Raw genomic sequence first — 16,894 nt, 5'->3', positions numbered from 1 at the left:
ATTAACGTTGCTCCCATATCCAGTAAAACCTGAATTCCTGCCAGTCCTTCCCCGGTGCCTGATAGCGGATAATGAGATTGAGCCGGTCAGGCAGGACGATCCTTGCAACAGGAATAACCTCGCTGACAACGCCATCAACCTTTAACCAGTTGAGCGCTTCACTCGAGTATTCCTCCGCTTTTTTTGCTACATCCTGGGTCAGTTTTTTCCGCCGTAGCAGCCAAAGCCGGGATCCCAGTTGGGATTCCTCCCCGGAATCCCCCCACCAGCCGCGGCGATCGCTATCCTCATAATCATCGTCAGCGCGCGCCAGCCTGTCGGTAAACAGGCTGTCCAGTATTGCAGTCTGTAAATCGTTCCCCGTGGTGAGTTCACCCAGCCCTTTCTGCCAGTCAGCAAACATCTCATCCACATTCCAGAATGAAGCGATGTCACTCATGTCACCTGATCCTCTGTTTTTTGGCTGAGGATATTGTCATTGCCACTCTGGGCATTTTTAACCACATGATCATGGTCATTATGTGCATCCCGCAGCTCTTTCAGTGTTCGGGTATTGGTTTCACAGTTATCAACAATGTCACCCGTGCACCTCAGGATCGGGGTATTTGCAAGGATCCCCTGGCTGGCATTGATGGTCACGTTAGTGGCGTTATTGACCTCAACATTCTGGCCCTTTGCATCCAGGAAGATCCCCTTCTCCGTCAGGAGAATATTAAGGCCCCACTGGTTATACATGACCGTTTCGCCCGCTTTCAGGCCTGTATGACGGAACCCCTGATGGTTGGACGCAATTACCACCGCGCTGGAACGATCACCGCCAATAAAAGCCAGAACCACGTCAGTCCCTGACGGCAGGCCGGATGAAAAACCAAATTCAGCCATCCGCGGTGCGCTGGCCACCTCCAGCGGAGTCTGGTACTGGATTGACTGCACCACCCCACCATCTTTCATAGCCGTGATCCGGCCAATCCCCAGCATGCCGGCGATCCTAGTCGCTGCATGTTTAAATAGTTGCTTCATGTATTGAATCCCGCCAGGTTCTGGTAGAAGGCATATGGCTGAACGGCGAATGCTTCAGGCGGCATCAGCGTCATGCGTGCATGGGTGCCGTAGTCATCGCGCATATAGGTGACTTCTGCCAGTAGCAATTCAGTCTCCGGCAACCGTAAGGTGGGAAGATCAACGGGGATCAATGTGTTTGGTTCCCACAGTTTCCCGTCTTTATCCCGCCAGGAATCGATGGTTACCGAGAGCTGTTTTGAACGTCCGTACCGCCGGTTCATTTCCCAGTCGATCGCACTTTGTGCCTGTTGAGTAGCCATCAGGGTACTTTCCACAATCGATATATGTTTTCGGTACCGCATACGGGCGGCCTCCGGATCTCTCGCCGTTGCCAGAGTCACAGCGTCATAGGCCGTATCAGGCGAATACCCTGCAATTGGAGAAACGCTCATTGATACACCGACATAATCTGAAAACCTGTCAGCCATCGATTTGCGGTAGTATGCCTGCTCGACATTTACCCCTTCGGCTATCCCACTCGCCGCACGACGTGTTCCCACCCGGGTCAGTAACAGGTTTCCATCGGGCTGATCGTAGTAAAGCAGAGCAGACCATCTGGCCACCCGATCGATGACTTCTTGCGGAGACTCACCCCAGTTCAGAGTGAACTGGGGTACCTTCACAAGTTCATCAACATCCGTGGTTACGGTGATGCCGTAGTAGGATGCCAGGCGAGAAGCAATTTCAAGCGCATTACTGGCATTAATGACGTTGTTAGGCCACTCAGCTGAGCAATCCACCAGGTCCTGACATTTGCTCCTGCCCGTGGCGCGGACCTCATGGCGGGAGCGCGATAGTGCGGGTTCCCAGTCATCAACATATCCCGTCAGTGTCAGATCATCTCCGATACGAACTTCACAAGACATTCCCTCTTCAACGAGTTGACGATCTTCGTTGCCAGGGAAGTAATCCATTAGCCCAAGATCGAAATCAGAGGGAAAACGCTCAATACCCCGCGTTACCCGGACAGAATCCCACCCCTCGATGATTTTGCCGTCGACCGTCAAAGAAACAACATCCAGATCGCTGTCTGCATTCATTGCCTCAGTACCTTCATGGTTGTCGGCATAAACGCCGGATGCGCTACGCGCGCTTCCTGTACCAGTTCATCTGCACGGGTGGCATCCTGGTATAATCGGTTTGCCAGCGTCAGCGCCGGAAGCGGCTGAGCGGTAGTAACCTGCAGAAGCTCGCTCAGACCAGAAGCACGCTCACTCATCGTAGAAAGGAATGCCGATCTGACGGCGAGAAGCGCGTTATACATATCATCGTCCGCGCGGTCTCCAGCCAGAACCAGCGCCGTATCAAGTTGCACAGAAACTCGTTGAGTTAACTCTTCTGCCTCGTCTGTACTGGCTGGTCTGGAGTCCGCAGCGGCACTGGTCATGGCACCAGTACATAGCACAACAATCAGCGTGTTCATGGTCGCCGAAATCGCTTTGCTGCTGTCGGACTGCTGGTACTCCGTGCTGATTGAATTAGCTAGTTTTTCCAGCGCTGTGATTCGGTCATTAACGCTGCCGGCGCTGTTAAGAATTGCGTTTACCACGTCGGCGACGCCCTGGACAAACTCATCAGGTGTGTTGGAGCTGCTAAGCTGGCTCGACCTGTCGGTAACATTTTTCCGGTCCATTACCGACTGGGCTGTTACCTTGTCAGCCAGTGCTCTCTCATCATCCACATCAGCAACTGACGATTTGCCAGCAACAGCAGAGGAACTACCGCCCACAGAGCCTTTACTGTAACGTCCGTACCGGGTATTCCCGAACGTGGAGTTCAGGACATTGCTGAGATTCGTGACCTGACTGATGGTGCTGTCAACCATGTTAGTCCAGAACGTGACCGTGCCTCTGATGGTGTTTATAGCCTGTGTGACACCGCGGATTTCACTCTTAACCCTGGCAATCGTGCTCAGCACAGCAGTGCTGACCAGTTTCAGATAGTTGGTTTTCACCGTGGCGCCTGCAACGGTACTGCCCGTGACGGCAAACACTTTAAGCCCTGATTCAATTGCCATCAGAGTAAATTCAAATACTCGCCCGTTCTCCATCGACCCGGAAATACGCAAACCATTCTCAGGGATGGAAACCGTTAATTCTCCCAGTGTAGGATGGACAAGCGTACCGCTTCCTTTTTTTTCACAGGCAGCAATGAGCGACTGACGTTGAGTGATAACATCACCACCACCGTAAACCTGACTGTTCTGGATGATAAATCCGCGGAGAACAAAGCGCCGGGTTCCCCGACCAAGATCCTCTATCCAGGCCGTATCCCGATAAGGGTATTCATGTACAGCCTGACGTCTGCCGTGGCTACCTTCTTCCATCACCATGGCGAAAGGCACACCACGAAAGGAACTGGATCGTATTAATCCCCGCCAGTCATCGTTGTCACCGCCCCCCATCAGTGCAGTTATTGCATTCTGGATAATTGGCATCAGGTCTCCTGAAATAAAAAAAACCGCCACCTGGCGGTTACCGTATATACAATGACAGTTGAAAATGATCAGTAAGACATGGGTAACGTTATTCTTCCGCCATCTTCGGCGCTGTATTCCCTTCGCCCTCCCTTCCCGTCGATCATGGTGATCTCAAGTTTCAATTTTTGCTCAGCCATCGCACTCATGAAGGAGCGCGTAATATTATCGGTAAGGGTCTTATCTGGTCCCGAACGCTGCAACTCTGGCTGAATGATGGATTCCCGATTTCTGTTCTGCGAGCCTGAGAGAATATCAGTTTCATCACTCGGGTTACTAAGAGTGCTGGAGTCACGATTTCCAGTTTGCGAACCTGAGATAATATCATATCGCTGTTGAGCCAGCACATCCGGATTTCTCTTCCCTGACCACCGATCATCAGTAATGGCGGTCTGGATGGCGTTTAGCAGTTGTTCCTCAGTATAAGGTTGTGCGCCATTCTCATGTTTAATCATGGCTGCCATTATCGTTTTTAATGTTTCCGGATCGTGCAGATTTACTTGCTCTTTGGCTCCATATCCAGTGGCTTTTGAGACGGAGTCAATATATGCACGAGTATTATTCTCTGATTGCGGAGCATAGGTATGAATAATCCCATCCAGAGTATTATTCCCCCTGTCACCATACAACATCAGCTGTCTCGCCATTGCAGTTCTTCCGTCGGCATCATTCGCAAAGGTAGAAAATCCGCCATTTTTACCCGTTGCGTTTGCTGCAACCCTCAAATTACCGGGATTATTATTTCTGAAGCCAATTGCGTTATTCCTTGTTTCCCCGTAAGGAACATTGCCGCGTGCAACGTTGGATTGTGGCTGGCTGATAGCGGATAAGTCATTCTGCAATTGAATCGCAGAATCGGTCGCGCGGTAATTCGCATCGTACCGCTTTCTTACAGCATCAGTCATGAAACCCGCGTCAACCTGCCCACGTTCACTGCGGGGTAAGCTGTTATAAAGTTCCTTATCGTTCTGAATGCGCCGTAGTTTCTCAGCATCATTGCTGTTGATAAAACCGAGAGCATGAGACAGCCCAGTAAAATCACCATTAGTGAACAGATCGGTAACACCTTCAAGGCCGTCTTTGACTGAACCATCCGAAAGAATGGTCTTAAGTGCCTTGTTTTTTGAACGTTGCCACAGACCATCCCAGGATGCGCTGAGCTCATTCATAGTGCCGTTCACTTCACTCAATTGCTGATTTAGTGCCGGATCCACAGTCAGACCAAACTCATCAGATTTAGCCAGCAGCGTTTTCATGCGCTCACCTTCACGCATTAACGCCAACATTTCTGGCGTCAGCCCAAGAGCATCCGCTACGGACTTTTGTTGCTCAGGCCGCAACGAAGGGAAGACACGAGCAATCTCCTGTAATGTTTTTAGCGTATCAACAGAACCATCATTATTTTTCTGTATCTGAACACCGATCTGTGCGAGCGCACCAAGTACCTGCCCATTCGCGCCACTGGCGGCTTCTTTCAGCGTTTTCGCCATACCATCGATAGAAGCATTGGCACTTTCACTATCAGCGCCAAGGATGCGCATCGCTCCAGCAAGACGGGAAAAATCGTCTACACGCATACCGGCATTCTTTGATGAAACGTCCAGGTTATACGCTTCCCTGGACGCTTCGCGAAAACCGTAGGCCACCTGTTTAAGCCCGTACCCTGCAGCACCAGCAATACCGAGTGAACCCAACTTACCAGATAGCTCCCCAACCATTTTCAAGGGAGGAACCATATCCCCGATAAGCTGCACGTTGTCCCTGGCCGTTTTAGACAGATTTTCAAAACGTGAAATAAAGCCATTCAGCCCATCAACTGTTTCCTGCCCACCTAACTGAAGCCCTTCTTTCGTTCTATCGAGTTTAGGTTCAAGCCCACGGATAGCTTCATTGATACGGTCAATAACATCACTGACCTGATCATTTGCCACCAGCTCAAAATCAAAGACATTACTCATCGTCTTCAGGTTTCCTGAGTTTGTTGATCCGGGATGCCTGGGCTATCCACCATTTCAATCGGGCGCGGGTCATTCCCCACGCCCTATCTTCTGTCCATCGAAAGTAAAACGTGACGTCAGCGGCTGCTTCTTGCCAGGCTGTTAGGGCTTCCAGGTCAAAAAACTGAGCAGATACTCCTCACACTTACGGAAGTCGAGAAAATCCATCGGCTGCAGTACGCTTTCACGCGTACCGGAAACCAGCGCAATAAGCAGGCGCATCGCCGCGAGCGACGTTGACGCAGCCTGTTTCTCATAAAACTGCTCAGCCTGGCTTAGCGTGGGTGCTTTCAGCTCCAGCTGCGTATAAGTGGTCTTCTCCGCAGCATCATCCAGCGCTACGGTTAATGGAATGGTTTTAACGCGTTCAATCTCAGCCATCTTAGTTCTCCGTTACGTCGCGGCCTTCCCAGCGAACATCAAATACTGCATCTTCGCTTTCCACTTCCTGGACGTTGACCGTCCAGAGTGAACGGCCAATGATAGTTTTCCCGTTAGCCAGCTCGGCGATCACGTTGACGTTCGTCTGCTGGTTAAAGCCCTGCACATTCGTTCCGCCACTGTCACGCAGTCGGGCAGAAATGTATGGCGCCACAGGTTTTTCCTTATATCCGTGCACACCATCCATCCCTGTCAGGGTGGTACGGTTTACGGTGGCAGCCTGGTATTTAAACGAGCCCTCCACCATTACCGTCACACCGTTAACAGTGACATAGGCGGTTCCCGCCAGGCGGTTAGTAGTATCACCTGCCATCGTTTAAGCTCCTGTTGATTCAGCCCGAGTGCGGAACTGATTGAGCAGCGCGAAAATGCGCAACTGGTTCATGAGGGTTCCCGGCCACAGCACATCGACGCGGTTCGGATTTTTGGCGTTCTGCTCGACGATGATATTTTTTGCGAATGCCTCCGCATCCTGCGCATAACCGTTCCATACCAGAGTCTGGTACTCGGCAATCTGATCGGCCTTGATAATGTTTGGCGTGACGATCGCCGCGCCAGGTGCAAATCGGGTTCCATCCGCAGCAAGCTTCATACGGCCAAACTTGCTGGTCACCGCTGTGCGCAGGTAGCGGGTCACAAACATCAGGCTGAACAGCGTCTCCACTTCCAGATAACTGTCATCTGCATCGCCATAGCTGTTTTTCTGGTAGGTGGTGATCAGGTTTTCAATGCGCACCGTGCCATCGTCATCGACCGTAAATGTCGAAATGCCGCTGTACAGCAGATTGTTACGCTCGGTCAGCTCAAAGCGATCCTGCAGTTCTGGCGCAAGCACCCCCTGAACAGCGAGCGACTGTAGCGGGCGGCCGGGGTCATTACGCAGACTCACCGCAGCTGCGCCGGTGTAAGCTGCAGACCATGCCCAGGAAGGGGACGGCGATTTATTTACGCCCAGCAGGGTCTCATGCTGGTTATTGCGCAGCTCACCTTTGGTACCGAGCTGGGCGTAAGTCCCGGTGGTGGTACCAAAGGAATGGCCATAAAGCTGCTTGTCCCATGCCCAGCGACCGCCAGTGTCTGACAGGAACTCCTTCATCACATTCAACGAGGTTGTATCGTCGTAAGGGTTGATGATGAAATCGAATGTTCGATCCTGCAGGTTTGCCAGCGCGCCGGTAATATCCGGAGCCCCGACTCCGTTAGACATAGCAGTAATCGTCAGTTCCAGGCCTGCAGGTGTGGACTCGCCTCCAGGTAAGCCGAGGAAGTTCAGGCGAATGTCGATCCCATTACCCGTAGCACCAAGATTCTTCGCGGTCAGGGTTACGGTATCCGTAGTCGCACTGGCGGTTACAGGTAGCGTGGTTTTTGCGTTAATCGCCGCGGCCAGAGAGGTGGCGATCGCTGCCACCGTATCTGTTGCTACAACGGTCAACTGAATGCGCTCACCAGCAATATAAAGGGAGATCACTCCGGTTGCCGTCGGTGCGCTGCTCACTTTAATGGTGCCGGTTGCAGCCACCATGGAATCGGAGTCTTCCTCCAGCGGCAGGATCCAGACTTCGGCTGCGGTATCATTTTTCTGATACGCCGCCATCATGGCCTGCAGAATTCCCCCTTTTCCTGTCAGCTCACCGACGGTATCCGAAGAGGAAACTCGCTGCGGAATACCAGGGGGGGTTGAGCCGGTACTGAGCATCCCACCGATAAGCAGGGTGCGCTGCGTGGCAGTGGCGTTATTCGCCATTGAGTTATCAAACTCAACGAAGAAAAGCCCTACCCGCAGGTTATCGGGAACACGAGCGAAAGGTACGGTCATTCATTTTCTCCCGCTTTTTTAGGTAATGATTGTTTCTCTGGCGCGCCCTCATCCTTTTTAGAGAGGATCACGTCCCCATCGCTCAGACGGCGACGCCAGAAAATATTGTCAGGTACTTCAGCACCCTCTTTAGGCAATGGGATGCCCTTGACGGGGCAGCGAACGCTGAGCCCGTTGTTCGGCTTAACAAACATGGATTACTCCTGAAGATTGAGGCTGATACCCGGTTTAACTGTGCCGTCTGGCATGTCGACCGCAATATCCATGCCCTCAAGGGGAACCGACTGGACAGGATAAAAATCTTCCGGCCCCTGGTAATGCTCTATGTCGATCTCGAAAAGAAGCTGCCCCATATGGGCCTCTCCTTCTGAATCAACATTGATGGTTGAACGAACTTCCGCGTATTTCTGAATATTCCGCGTCAGTTCGTAGCTGTTGATCACCGCGCGCTCCACCTGCTCGCGAAGGCTTTCAAGCGCCAGCTCTGCCCGCATGGCTCCATCATCCACTGTATCGCCGTCATACTCCTGAACGCGCCCAGTGATCCTGACAGTGGTGAGGGTGGTAAAAGCAGGGGTATTACGCCCCTGTGATTTTTTCTGTTCAAAAGGCGTCTGAACCAACAACACAGGATACATATCTGGTGAAGTTGACCAGTCGCGTGGAGAGAATACGCGGTCGCCCGCGCTGGTTGTCCCGGTTAGTGCAGTGACAACCATTTGCCGTATCGCTGCTGAATTCATCGCGGTTTTACCACATTGAGGACAAGACGAGATCCGCCATGACTGTCGGGTTCGACGTTTGACACAACAAATAACTGATTGATGATGTGACCACCGACCGTCTTTATAAATACCCGGTCAGATACAGCAGGTTGCGATTTACCCAGCTTGCGAAATTCAGCATCGCGCACACCCAACATCGGGCTGGAGGTGTTAATTTCTGAATCGCCATCAAGGTTTTCAGCAACCTGCGCATAACCACGGTCAAAAATCCCGTTAATTGTAAAAGGAGTACCGTTACGTGGACGGTACTCGTGCTCATCGCCAAAGACATCATGCAGCGGACTCAGAAGATGAGAATCCCAGTCCACGCCCATGTCATTACCCTGTCGTAACTGAAACTGATGGCTGAGAAGCAAGAACTCGCTTACGAAGCACATCAACATCAGCAATAACGCCGGACTGCAGAAGACGCTCAGCATCTTTGCCGGTTACAGGGATGCGCATATTTTCGCGGTACATCTCCCCGTCATGACGAATGCAATTCCCTTTCAACACCACATACTCCTGCGATTCAGTGTCTCCGGATTTTTCGTCACCACCATCGTCATCAACAGACAATTCGGCATCATCTGTTTTGCTCAAAGGCTGTTTTTCCTGGGTGTTATCGCCAGCATTCAGGTCGTCAACGCTCAGGCCGTCTTTGGCAGATCCTTCTGCATTCAGATCATCAGCCAGCCCGGTATTAGGTTGTTTTGCCATATCAGACCACCGTTGCGCAGAGGGATGCATTTACCCGGCTCGGAATAACCAGCGGGGAGGATTGCATCAGGATAAGACGCTGGGCTGGATCTTCTTTCACCCAGGATTTTGGCGCATAAGCCAGCGGACCGTAGTTGAAAGCCGGGTCCAGGATAACGCCAAAGGCGCGGGTACCCATCAGATCGGCACCACTCATAATGACAGCGCCATCGGGGATCATAGGCTTCTCGACGTTGTCCAGCGGATCAATAAACCAGTCGTTATATAACCAGAGGTCAAAGTTACCCCAGCGCCCTTTATAAATTGCGCCCTTCATTACCTGTGGGCCGGCGTTAATCTGGTTACCAAACGGGCTCAGCGCCGGGAATGTAATGGCGTTATCCTTGATGGTGGTATCCAGTCGGAATGCACGCCATGACTTATTCGTAAAGACCAGATCCGTGGCGACAGAGCCGGACTCTTTCAGGAAAGTAGTCTGCCAGATTTCAATGTCATCTGATGGCTGGGTATTGGTAGCGCCAGCTGCAACGGTCAGTGGCCATTTATCCGAGCCGCTAAGAGTGATGGTCAGATCCGAAGCACGCCCGAAATCCACCACCTGAGTTTCATAGCCCTCCCCGGCGACGGTTACGGTCCCAGACACCAGCGCACTCGCCGCCATCCATTCCAGACGACGGTTGATCATGTCAATCTGGTCAGTCATTTCAAACTGAAGGTTCAGCATTTCGCGCTCGGCAGCGGTATATTCCCCGCCAATACGCTCACCAATCTGGCGGCGGATAGGTTTGCGCAGGTCCGGCGCGCGCTTATCTTTGATGTATGCCGGTTTGAAGGTATTGGTCTGGTATTTACGGGATTCGACCAGCTTACCTTCCACCAGCGGGGAGACGAACGGCGCCATACGACGCAGGCCGACATCAACATCAATCGCCACTTCTTCAGTCTCGTAAGTCACGACATTCGGGAAGAAGCGATCGAGCAGCCAGTTCTGACTGGTTTTCAGGTTAGGAACAACCTGCACCAGCACGCTGGTATCAAAAATATTTTCCATATTCAGTCTCTTGATAGTGCCAGCCGCAGCTGGCAAAAAATTTAAACGAGCCAGCCCCTGCCGGTTAAAGCATTCGTCAGGAGAGCCGTGGGGGAAATCAGGAGGTGGTTACAGGTGCCTGGTCACTGTCTTTCAGGAAGATAGCCAGCGGTCGGAGCGCTTTTTTCAGGTCAGCGGTCGTCCAGGAGTTATCAAAAATAATTCGGTGCTGGTTGAATTCCCCCATCAGATACAGGCCGCCGTTCTGATCGGAAGACGATGCATCAACATCATCAACCAGAATAGCAACGGGTAACTGACTGCCATCTTCAGCCGTTTTCACACATTGCGTGTATTTCCCGCTGGCAGCCACCAGGCCCAGGACAGTACCACGCTTAAAGGCACCGCCCGTAATGATCCCGGTGTCAGTCACCAGCTGGAGCGTGCCAGCGACAAGCTGATCCGGAACAAACAGCGCGCTCTTCATGCCAGGCGCAAACGCATTCTGACCAAACTGATCCATTATTTCTCTCCTCTTGTGGAGTTGTAGAGGACGGTCATTTTACTTACCAGCGCAGACTTTCCGGTCTCTTTCTGTCCGCTATCCGGATTAAGCCGGACCTGGTGGCTTTCCTGCATACGCTGATCGAGAGAGCGTTTACGGGATGGCTGAGATGCGGCTGCGGCCGGAGCCGAAGAGGCTAGGACATTAATTGCTGCCGCAGAACTCATCCCGGTATTGAAAGCCAGTGACGCGGCCAGTGAAGGATTCGCAGCTGCATGCTTACTGCCGAAAATACGGGCGCAGCGTTTACGCTCAGCAGCGCGTGCATTTTTTACCGCCTTACTCTCTTTGCGATCGTCGTCGCCGTCGTCTTCAGAATCATCATCTTCTGACGCATCCGGATCATCGCCGTCATCTTCAGCATCATCGTCGCGTTCGTCTTCTTCCGCGTCGTCGTCGCGCTCATCATCATCGGCATCATCTTCGCGCTCGTCCTCTTCCGCGCGACGGGCTTTCGCTTTTTTGGCTTTTTTATCCTCTTCTTCCTCAGAAGCGGAAGGGCCAAGACCAATGAGGTGAGCAAAACTAAACGTCTTTTTCTTTTCCATTTCAGGCTCCTGTTTTTTCAAGTAAGTTTTTGAACGCAGCGTCAGGAGGACACACCTCATCAGCCAGTCCAATTTCAACGCCATCAGCAGCCATAAAACAGGCGGCCTGGGTACTTTTTATAACCTTTGCGCTAATCCCCCGGTTTCTGGCAACAGTGTTCACAAACAATTCGCCCATGGTGTTAATGTCCTGCTGGATGGCGGCCAGCGCTTCATCTGACAACTCTCTCAGCGGCGAACCTTCAGCCTTGCGGGATCCATAGGTGATGATCGTAACTTTAAGACCGTCATCTTTAATCCGCTGCGTCCAGTCAAGGTGCATGGTGATCACACCCACAGAACCCACTCCGCCGGTGCGCGGAACAGAAATCCGGTCCGCTGCACTGGCAATGGCATACGCAGCGGAATAAGCGCTTTCCGTCAGAATGGCATGGATAGGCTTTTTCCCCCGGGAGCCGTAAATGACATCAACCAGATCGAAGCATCCAGCGACCTCGCCGCCGGGTGAGTCGATATCCAGGCAAATGCCCGAAATGTCGGGATCTTCCATCGCAGTAAGAAACGCCTGACGAATGCCGTCATACCCTGTCATTCCACTGTACGGACGCAGACTGCCCAGTTTTTGCACCAGCGTTCCGCATATCGGGATGACGGCGACACCCAGCACATTGTCATAACCCGGATCACTACGGGATTCACGTCCCCGGTTATCGTCATATCCGTACCAGTCATCCTCCATGGCAAGAGAAGATTCGATTTTACTGATACCAAATCGGTCCATTACGGATGCCATGATGACTTCGGCTTTACTCGGGTGCAGCGCCAGCGGGGTGTTAAATAATCGCTGGGCCAGATGGGGTAGATTCACTTTTCCTCCGGATCGGTAATGGTCTGGCTCGCAAACTGGTCAGCCTGTGCCCAGCTCGGAAGCGGTAATCCGCGTTTAAGACATGACTCAATTTCTCTCTGGCGCTGATCAAGCACTTCTTCCCAGTCTTCACCGACGTTTTCACCCACCTCAATCTCGAGGGTGGAAAGTCCGGCATCCAGACCAAGAATGGCGCCTTTTTTCTCTGCAACCGGATCCACCCAGCCGCGCCCTGGCCCCATCCAGCGCGCGCGAGAATACGCGGCTCTGGCGTCAACAAAATCAGGTGCGCCTGCGGGCAGGGGTAAATCCTCATTGTCGTGAACTTCTTCAACAAAGGCGGTGAGAATGGGCTGAGCGAAGCCGGTAGAAAAATCGTCCCGGCGGCGAGTCAGTGTTTTCCATGCCTCCAGCAACGAGGAGCGTGCAGAACTGTAGTTAACGTCAGACCAGTCCTGGGTGACCTGCTGTGGGGACAACCCTGTTCCTGAAGAAAAATTACGGAGAACAGCAGATTCGAAGACTTCAAAATTGCTGTAGGGCCGCGCCGCGTTAACCGTCGTGATTTTCTCACCAGGATAAAGAATGGGCATTCGGGCACCATTCTGAAGTGTCAGACGCCGATCGTTATGGAACTCAACACGCCCGTCCTGATAAGTGCCTAACTCCGACTCGTCATAGGTCTCGCCCAGGGCAGACTGAACCATCGCAGGGTCATAGGGTGACTCAATGTAAGCGGCAAATATGGCATTAAGAATTGCTGCCTCAAGCTCACTCTGGTCATACTTCACCAGCATTTTCAGACGCTGAATAACCGGAGTCAGGATGCCGTTACCGCGGTGCTGCGCGCCACGCTCATGATCAAAATCGTGAACCACATGCGGGCGGCCCCAGTCAGTTTCACGCGGGATACGCTGCCACGTCATGGTTTTAGCCCCGCTCCACCAGTCACCGATATGGGCCTCCCTGATGTGGTAAGCAACCGGCGCACCGTCCGCATCAATTTCAACGCCACCACGGACATTTGGCATATCGAAATTCTGCTGAGGATTACTGAGGCGGTCAGGATCGACAATCTGTACCGTGGTGGCGTAACGCCCTCTTCCGGGACCAAGCCTGTCAGTTCTGTACTGGAGAATGGCCAGAGCATCCCCGTCAATAAGCTTGTGACGAAATCCCAGGCGTAACATCTGCGACACGGTGAGTTTTCGTTCAACATCACAATACCGGCCAGGATCGTTACTCCAGGTCCGCCAGTGCCCGTCCAGTGCTTTTCCGTACTCTTCCGCCCAGGACGCATCAAACGCCTTGTTTCCGGTGATCATTCTGAGAACACGGTAATCGGGTTTCATGATGGGGCGGAAGTTGGCACCAACCGCATTATCCAGCAGACGTGTGACCGCACCGTTTGCCCAGCCGTCATTACGGACCAGATCGCGTGCGCGGGACACGATGCGATCCCGGTAAATGTTAATTTCATTGTCCGGGGACCACAGCGCGGGTTGCCAGTTCGCCAGTTGATCGCTGAAAGAGTCAGCTGCGTCATAAGGTACGCGGCTCCCCCCCACCAGCATAGAGGGACGCTGCTGTCGCAACGGCTGCCCATCAGAGCCCAGTATCTGTACTTTATTCATCAGAATCTAAACCTCGCTGGTTTCCGGGGACGAGAGATAATCCCCAGTTGCGCCTGCAGAAGTTGAATCAGGGCCAGCAGATCAGCCAGGGTGCTTTGCTGATAGGACACTGATCGCGTCCCGTCTCCCTGCGTATAGGAAAACGAAACACCGTGGCTCCCGGTTGCTAAATCAATGTACGCCTGCTGAGCTTTCGCAAGCGCATCCCTGAGCTGATCGTCAGTCATTGCGCCGGCAAGCAGGCTGGTGTTCCGGTTGAACATGATTTTCCTTATTTCGGCAGGAGTTGCGATATTCGCTTACGTTTGACCGGCGCTGGTTCTTCAATAACCGCACCCGGCAGCTCGTAATTGATTTTTTCTTCCTGTCCAACTGGCGCTGGCAGGAACTTATCCGGATCGGCTTCGAGGTTGGCGGCCCGGACGTTGAGTTTTAACCCCATATGTTTGAGACCGCACAGCGCGGCATAGCTGTAAACGAGGCAGTCAAGCGCTTCGTTAGCTCGTCCTGGTATTGCTTCCCAGATACTGTACCGCTGCCCGGAAATGACTTTGTAAACCAGTCGCTCCGCCAGCAGCTGATTGAAGTACCCGAGATCGCGATCGTCAGGAAAATGCATATAACCCGCAGCGGCGGCGCCAGGTTTGGGTGGCTCAAGATGCAGGCGACCGCGTATCACGTCTTTCGCTGAGTTAACCCCCAGAATGACAGGGCGGAAACTGGCTTTGCTTTTCGATGATGGTCGTTTGGTCGGCCAGACAGGATTGCGTTTGCCTCCCTGTGCAGACTCCCCCTTAATTGCCCAGACACGACGGCCAAGACGCTCTTTGGCGAATTCGTATACCTTCTGCGTATGGTGGCCGCCGGAGTCCATGCACGTTGCCATGATATTCAGGCCGCGCCCGTCACCACGTCGCCAGATCTGTTTCAGGTATGCATCCAGTCGCTTCCAGGGTTCTTCCGTCTCAAGGTCACCATAAATAACGTCATGCGCGACCGACCACGATTCTTCATCTCTCCCCCAGCCGGTGATCGTAATTTCGAAGCGATCGTCCTGGGTATCAACTCCAGCTGTTAACAATGCCACCCCGTCCGGAACGAGGGCCGGAAATATTTCCCGGCGCGCCAGCAGAACATCAACAGGGAGCTGTTTCCCATGATTAGGTCGGTGCGGAAGCCCCATCTGGGTATTCCACCACGCCTGTTCCTTATCCGGATCGCCCTTCGCATCGATATATTTTTTCGCAATATCCGACGGCTTATCTTTTTGCCAGGGGCTGAAAAGCTTGGATGCCTGGTACCCCACGTGGTGGTTATCGACTGCCTCCTTTCCACAGGAGGGGCAGATTGCGCGATAGACCGCATGCCGTTCCGACTCTGACCATTGCCAGACCTTTTCAACGCTGCCCTCGTCTGCCGCCCGCCAGGCAAGGTCATAATCCATCAGCGGTGAGTGCCGCTCCCCGCAGCACTCAAATGGGCGCGTCTGATGCCATCGAATAGTTTGCAGAGCTCTGAGGCGCTGTCCTTCGGACCAGCCACTACCACAGCATTCGCAATAGAGCATCGCCGATTTAGTCAGGTGTTTATCTCCCTCTTTCGGCCACTGAACGTGTTTGAAAAAGTCGGGAAACTGGCGGTGGCCACAGTGCGGGCAAACCACAGATGCCCGGCGCTGATCGGAGTCGGCGTAGCTGTCAGCAATGCGGCTCTCATCCTCCACCGTCGGCGAACAGGCGCGTACAGACAGCCAGGTCAGGCCAAATGTCGCTGTACGCTCTTCGGCCAGCGCAATTGGATCGCCTTCGCGGGTTATCGGGTACTTGTCCACTTCATCCGCCAGCAGGACACGAATCGGACGACGCGCAAGGTTATCAGGGCTACCAGCACCCGCCAGCGCCAGAAATCCGCCAGTGAACGCCTTGTAAAGAATGGTTTCTTTCGAGCTTTTCTGTTTCGAATCACCGATGATTTTACGCAGTACCGGCGTCACCCTTACCAGCGGGCTAATACGCTCTTTCGAAAACTGTTCAGCGGCTTCTTCTTTCGGCTGCAGCAGCAGTATCGGACAAGGATCGAGGTGGGCAAAATAGCCAAAAAGGTTTTCCAGCAGTGCTGTCTTCATCAACTGGGTACAGCACATTACAGTGATGATATGAACCCCGGACTCCGTCGCGGCAAGCATCGGTCCGCGGGCAATTTCTACCGTCGATGTTTCCCAGTTTCCCGAAGTGCTCCCAGCCTCTTTTGCCAGCTTACGATAGTCATCTGCCCACTGCGGCACACTGATACGCGGCGGGGGTGTCCAGCCTTTGCGGACGCTTAATTCAAGACGCTCAATCTTCTGCCGGGTTAAACTCTGGCTCTCCGAGGACTGAGATGTGTTTGTGGACATGTTCAATCAGCACCTCTGTCATCCTGTCCGCCGGTACATCCAGATCAGCAGCCATTAGCGGCGCCACCCTGGACGGCCAGTTAAGCCAGGCATCACGCTGTTGGCGAAAGGCGTTGAATAAAACCTCCTCGGCTGCTGTCAGCTCAATAAGCTGGCCGCTGTCTTTTTCATACTGCAGCTTTGCCTGCAGGGCCATGTAATTCTCGCGGATACGTCCCGCTTCCTCTCTCGAAAGATCTGCCCCTTCAGTGAGTATTATCTGGCGGACAGTTTTATTGATTTCATCACCGTCATCATCGTTATCGCTAACGACGGGAGTTTTCTTTTTCTTCGCGTTCGAGGCGCGCGGGTCTTTGCCATCGCGGTTTTTCTTCAATGCCGCATCGCTGGCCTCTACGTCAATCAGGTCTCCGTCCATCACAATGAAGCGCCCGGCTTTAATCCACCGACCAATTGTTTTGCGATCCACACCTGAATGTTGTGCGTACTGACTCTGGTTCATCGTGGTCATGGGACATCACCTGGGACATTTTCTGGGGTGGGACATTCGCCTGGGACATTTTTGCCATGTCCCA

The 16,894-nt window shown here is 53.0% G+C and carries 20 protein-coding genes; all 20 read right to left on the bottom strand.

The annotated features are described in order from the left end of the window. Nucleotide 1: 1 nt before the first annotated feature. The gene (locus HVZ39_RS11145; RefSeq protein ID WP_181633602.1) at nt 2-439 is read right to left on the bottom strand and encodes a phage GP46 family protein; all 438 of its coding nucleotides are present in this window, start codon (nt 437-439) and stop codon (nt 2-4) included. Next, on the bottom strand, nt 436-1,020 hold the full coding sequence (locus tag HVZ39_RS11140) for a phage baseplate assembly protein (protein ID WP_181633601.1): 585 nt from the start codon (nt 1,018-1,020) through the stop codon (nt 436-438). The genes HVZ39_RS11145 and HVZ39_RS11140 overlap by 4 nt, the downstream gene beginning before the upstream one ends. Then, the gene (locus HVZ39_RS11135) at nt 1,017-2,102 is read right to left on the bottom strand and encodes a phage baseplate assembly protein (RefSeq protein ID WP_001515585.1); all 1,086 of its coding nucleotides are present in this window, start codon (nt 2,100-2,102) and stop codon (nt 1,017-1,019) included. The genes HVZ39_RS11140 and HVZ39_RS11135 overlap by 4 nt, the downstream gene beginning before the upstream one ends. Beyond that, nucleotides 2,099-3,499 carry a DNA circularization N-terminal domain-containing protein gene (locus HVZ39_RS11130; protein WP_181633600.1) on the bottom strand — a complete coding sequence of 467 codons (1,401 nt, stop codon included), beginning with the start codon at nt 3,497-3,499 and terminating at the stop codon, nt 2,099-2,101. The genes HVZ39_RS11135 and HVZ39_RS11130 overlap by 4 nt, the downstream gene beginning before the upstream one ends. A 68-nt stretch (nt 3,500-3,567) precedes the next feature. Further along, nucleotides 3,568-5,496: a hypothetical protein gene (locus tag HVZ39_RS11125; RefSeq protein ID WP_181633599.1), complete on the bottom strand. Its 1,929-nt coding sequence runs from the start codon at nt 5,494-5,496 to the stop codon at nt 3,568-3,570. 141 nt (nt 5,497-5,637) lie between these two features. Further along, the gene (locus HVZ39_RS11120) at nt 5,638-5,916 is read right to left on the bottom strand and encodes a phage tail assembly protein (RefSeq protein WP_000807719.1); all 279 of its coding nucleotides are present in this window, start codon (nt 5,914-5,916) and stop codon (nt 5,638-5,640) included. 1 nt (nt 5,917) lies between these two features. Next, nucleotides 5,918-6,289, bottom strand: a complete 372-nt coding sequence (locus HVZ39_RS11115) for a phage tail tube protein (protein WP_000896638.1) — start codon at nt 6,287-6,289, stop codon at nt 5,918-5,920. A 3-nt stretch (nt 6,290-6,292) separates the two neighbouring features. Next, nucleotides 6,293-7,795 carry a phage tail sheath subtilisin-like domain-containing protein gene (locus tag HVZ39_RS11110; RefSeq protein ID WP_023157310.1) on the bottom strand — a complete coding sequence of 501 codons (1,503 nt, stop codon included), beginning with the start codon at nt 7,793-7,795 and terminating at the stop codon, nt 6,293-6,295. Beyond that, nucleotides 7,792-7,989 (bottom strand): DUF2635 domain-containing protein, encoded by a 198-nt coding sequence (locus HVZ39_RS11105; RefSeq protein WP_000497745.1) that lies wholly within the window; start codon nt 7,987-7,989, stop codon nt 7,792-7,794. The genes HVZ39_RS11110 and HVZ39_RS11105 overlap by 4 nt, the downstream gene beginning before the upstream one ends. 3 nt (nt 7,990-7,992) lie before the next feature. Further along, on the bottom strand, nt 7,993-8,538 hold the full coding sequence (locus HVZ39_RS11100) for a hypothetical protein (protein ID WP_001083242.1): 546 nt from the start codon (nt 8,536-8,538) through the stop codon (nt 7,993-7,995). After that, nucleotides 8,535-8,894, bottom strand: a complete 360-nt coding sequence (locus tag HVZ39_RS11095; protein ID WP_000537794.1) for a hypothetical protein — start codon at nt 8,892-8,894, stop codon at nt 8,535-8,537. Before HVZ39_RS11095 ends, HVZ39_RS11100 begins: the two co-directional genes overlap by 4 nt. A 4-nt stretch (nt 8,895-8,898) precedes the next feature. Then, nucleotides 8,899-9,279, bottom strand: coding sequence for a hypothetical protein (locus HVZ39_RS11090; RefSeq protein WP_001118869.1), 381 nt, complete (start codon nt 9,277-9,279; stop codon nt 8,899-8,901). 1 nt (nt 9,280) lies between these two features. After that, nucleotides 9,281-10,330 (bottom strand): major capsid protein, encoded by a 1,050-nt coding sequence (locus tag HVZ39_RS11085; protein ID WP_000427679.1) that lies wholly within the window; start codon nt 10,328-10,330, stop codon nt 9,281-9,283. Between the two features lie 97 nt (nt 10,331-10,427). Continuing rightward, nucleotides 10,428-10,832: a head decoration protein gene (locus tag HVZ39_RS11080; protein ID WP_001472189.1), complete on the bottom strand. Its 405-nt coding sequence runs from the start codon at nt 10,830-10,832 to the stop codon at nt 10,428-10,430. Then, nucleotides 10,832-11,422, bottom strand: a complete 591-nt coding sequence (locus HVZ39_RS11075; RefSeq protein ID WP_181633598.1) for a hypothetical protein — start codon at nt 11,420-11,422, stop codon at nt 10,832-10,834. The genes HVZ39_RS11080 and HVZ39_RS11075 overlap by 1 nt, the downstream gene beginning before the upstream one ends. Before the next feature lies 1 nt (nt 11,423). Beyond that, nucleotides 11,424-12,290 carry a S49 family peptidase gene (locus HVZ39_RS11070; RefSeq protein WP_001052909.1) on the bottom strand — a complete coding sequence of 289 codons (867 nt, stop codon included), beginning with the start codon at nt 12,288-12,290 and terminating at the stop codon, nt 11,424-11,426. Continuing rightward, nucleotides 12,287-13,924, bottom strand: coding sequence for a phage portal protein (locus tag HVZ39_RS11065; RefSeq protein WP_001045359.1), 1,638 nt, complete (start codon nt 13,922-13,924; stop codon nt 12,287-12,289). Before HVZ39_RS11065 ends, HVZ39_RS11070 begins: the two co-directional genes overlap by 4 nt. Further along, nucleotides 13,924-14,187 carry a gpW family head-tail joining protein gene (gene gpW / locus HVZ39_RS11060; protein WP_000483309.1) on the bottom strand — a complete coding sequence of 88 codons (264 nt, stop codon included), beginning with the start codon at nt 14,185-14,187 and terminating at the stop codon, nt 13,924-13,926. The genes HVZ39_RS11065 and gpW overlap by 1 nt, the downstream gene beginning before the upstream one ends. Before the next feature lie 8 nt (nt 14,188-14,195). Beyond that, entirely contained in the window at nt 14,196-16,319 is a 2,124-nt protein-coding gene (locus HVZ39_RS11055; protein ID WP_149385094.1) for a terminase gpA endonuclease subunit, read from the bottom strand. Further along, nucleotides 16,261-16,830 carry a hypothetical protein gene (locus HVZ39_RS11050; RefSeq protein WP_181633597.1) on the bottom strand — a complete coding sequence of 190 codons (570 nt, stop codon included), beginning with the start codon at nt 16,828-16,830 and terminating at the stop codon, nt 16,261-16,263. Before HVZ39_RS11050 ends, HVZ39_RS11055 begins: the two co-directional genes overlap by 59 nt. Nucleotides 16,831-16,894: the final 64 nt, after the last annotated feature.

It is taken from the genome of Citrobacter sp. RHB35-C21 (genome assembly GCF_013816515.1).
In the GTDB taxonomy this organism is placed as follows: Bacteria; Pseudomonadota; Gammaproteobacteria; order Enterobacterales; family Enterobacteriaceae; genus Citrobacter; species Citrobacter braakii.
The sequence above is the reverse complement of the archived record's forward strand: the minus strand, read 5'-3'. Positions and strand labels throughout refer to the sequence as shown.

Coding starts and splice junctions, on each gene's coding strand:
- HVZ39_RS11130 (WP_181633600.1), bottom strand. CDS start 3,499: ATGCCAATTATCCAGAATGCAATAACTGCACTGATGGGGGGCGGTGAC.
- HVZ39_RS11115 (WP_000896638.1), bottom strand. CDS start 6,289: ATGGCAGGTGATACTACTAACCGCCTGGCGGGAACCGCCTATGTCACT.
- HVZ39_RS11095 (WP_000537794.1), bottom strand. CDS start 8,894: ATGGGCGTGGACTGGGATTCTCATCTTCTGAGTCCGCTGCATGATGTC.
- HVZ39_RS11075 (WP_181633598.1), bottom strand. CDS start 11,422: ATGGAAAAGAAAAAGACGTTTAGTTTTGCTCACCTCATTGGTCTTGGC.
- HVZ39_RS11055 (WP_149385094.1), bottom strand. CDS start 16,319: ATGTCCACAAACACATCTCAGTCCTCGGAGAGCCAGAGTTTAACCCGG.
- HVZ39_RS11065 (WP_001045359.1), bottom strand. CDS start 13,924: ATGAATAAAGTACAGATACTGGGCTCTGATGGGCAGCCGTTGCGACAG.
- HVZ39_RS11105 (WP_000497745.1), bottom strand. CDS start 7,989: ATGTTTGTTAAGCCGAACAACGGGCTCAGCGTTCGCTGCCCCGTCAAG.
- HVZ39_RS11140 (WP_181633601.1), bottom strand. CDS start 1,020: ATGAAGCAACTATTTAAACATGCAGCGACTAGGATCGCCGGCATGCTG.
- gpW (WP_000483309.1), bottom strand. CDS start 14,187: ATGTTCAACCGGAACACCAGCCTGCTTGCCGGCGCAATGACTGACGAT.
- HVZ39_RS11120 (WP_000807719.1), bottom strand. CDS start 5,916: ATGGCTGAGATTGAACGCGTTAAAACCATTCCATTAACCGTAGCGCTG.
- HVZ39_RS11125 (WP_181633599.1), bottom strand. CDS start 5,496: ATGAGTAATGTCTTTGATTTTGAGCTGGTGGCAAATGATCAGGTCAGT.
- HVZ39_RS11085 (WP_000427679.1), bottom strand. CDS start 10,330: ATGGAAAATATTTTTGATACCAGCGTGCTGGTGCAGGTTGTTCCTAAC.
- HVZ39_RS11135 (WP_001515585.1), bottom strand. CDS start 2,102: ATGAATGCAGACAGCGATCTGGATGTTGTTTCTTTGACGGTCGACGGC.
- HVZ39_RS11100 (WP_001083242.1), bottom strand. CDS start 8,538: ATGAATTCAGCAGCGATACGGCAAATGGTTGTCACTGCACTAACCGGG.
- HVZ39_RS11080 (WP_001472189.1), bottom strand. CDS start 10,832: ATGGATCAGTTTGGTCAGAATGCGTTTGCGCCTGGCATGAAGAGCGCG.
- HVZ39_RS11090 (WP_001118869.1), bottom strand. CDS start 9,279: ATGGCAAAACAACCTAATACCGGGCTGGCTGATGATCTGAATGCAGAA.
- HVZ39_RS11145 (WP_181633602.1), bottom strand. CDS start 439: ATGAGTGACATCGCTTCATTCTGGAATGTGGATGAGATGTTTGCTGAC.
- HVZ39_RS11110 (WP_023157310.1), bottom strand. CDS start 7,795: ATGACCGTACCTTTCGCTCGTGTTCCCGATAACCTGCGGGTAGGGCTT.
- HVZ39_RS11050 (WP_181633597.1), bottom strand. CDS start 16,830: ATGACCACGATGAACCAGAGTCAGTACGCACAACATTCAGGTGTGGAT.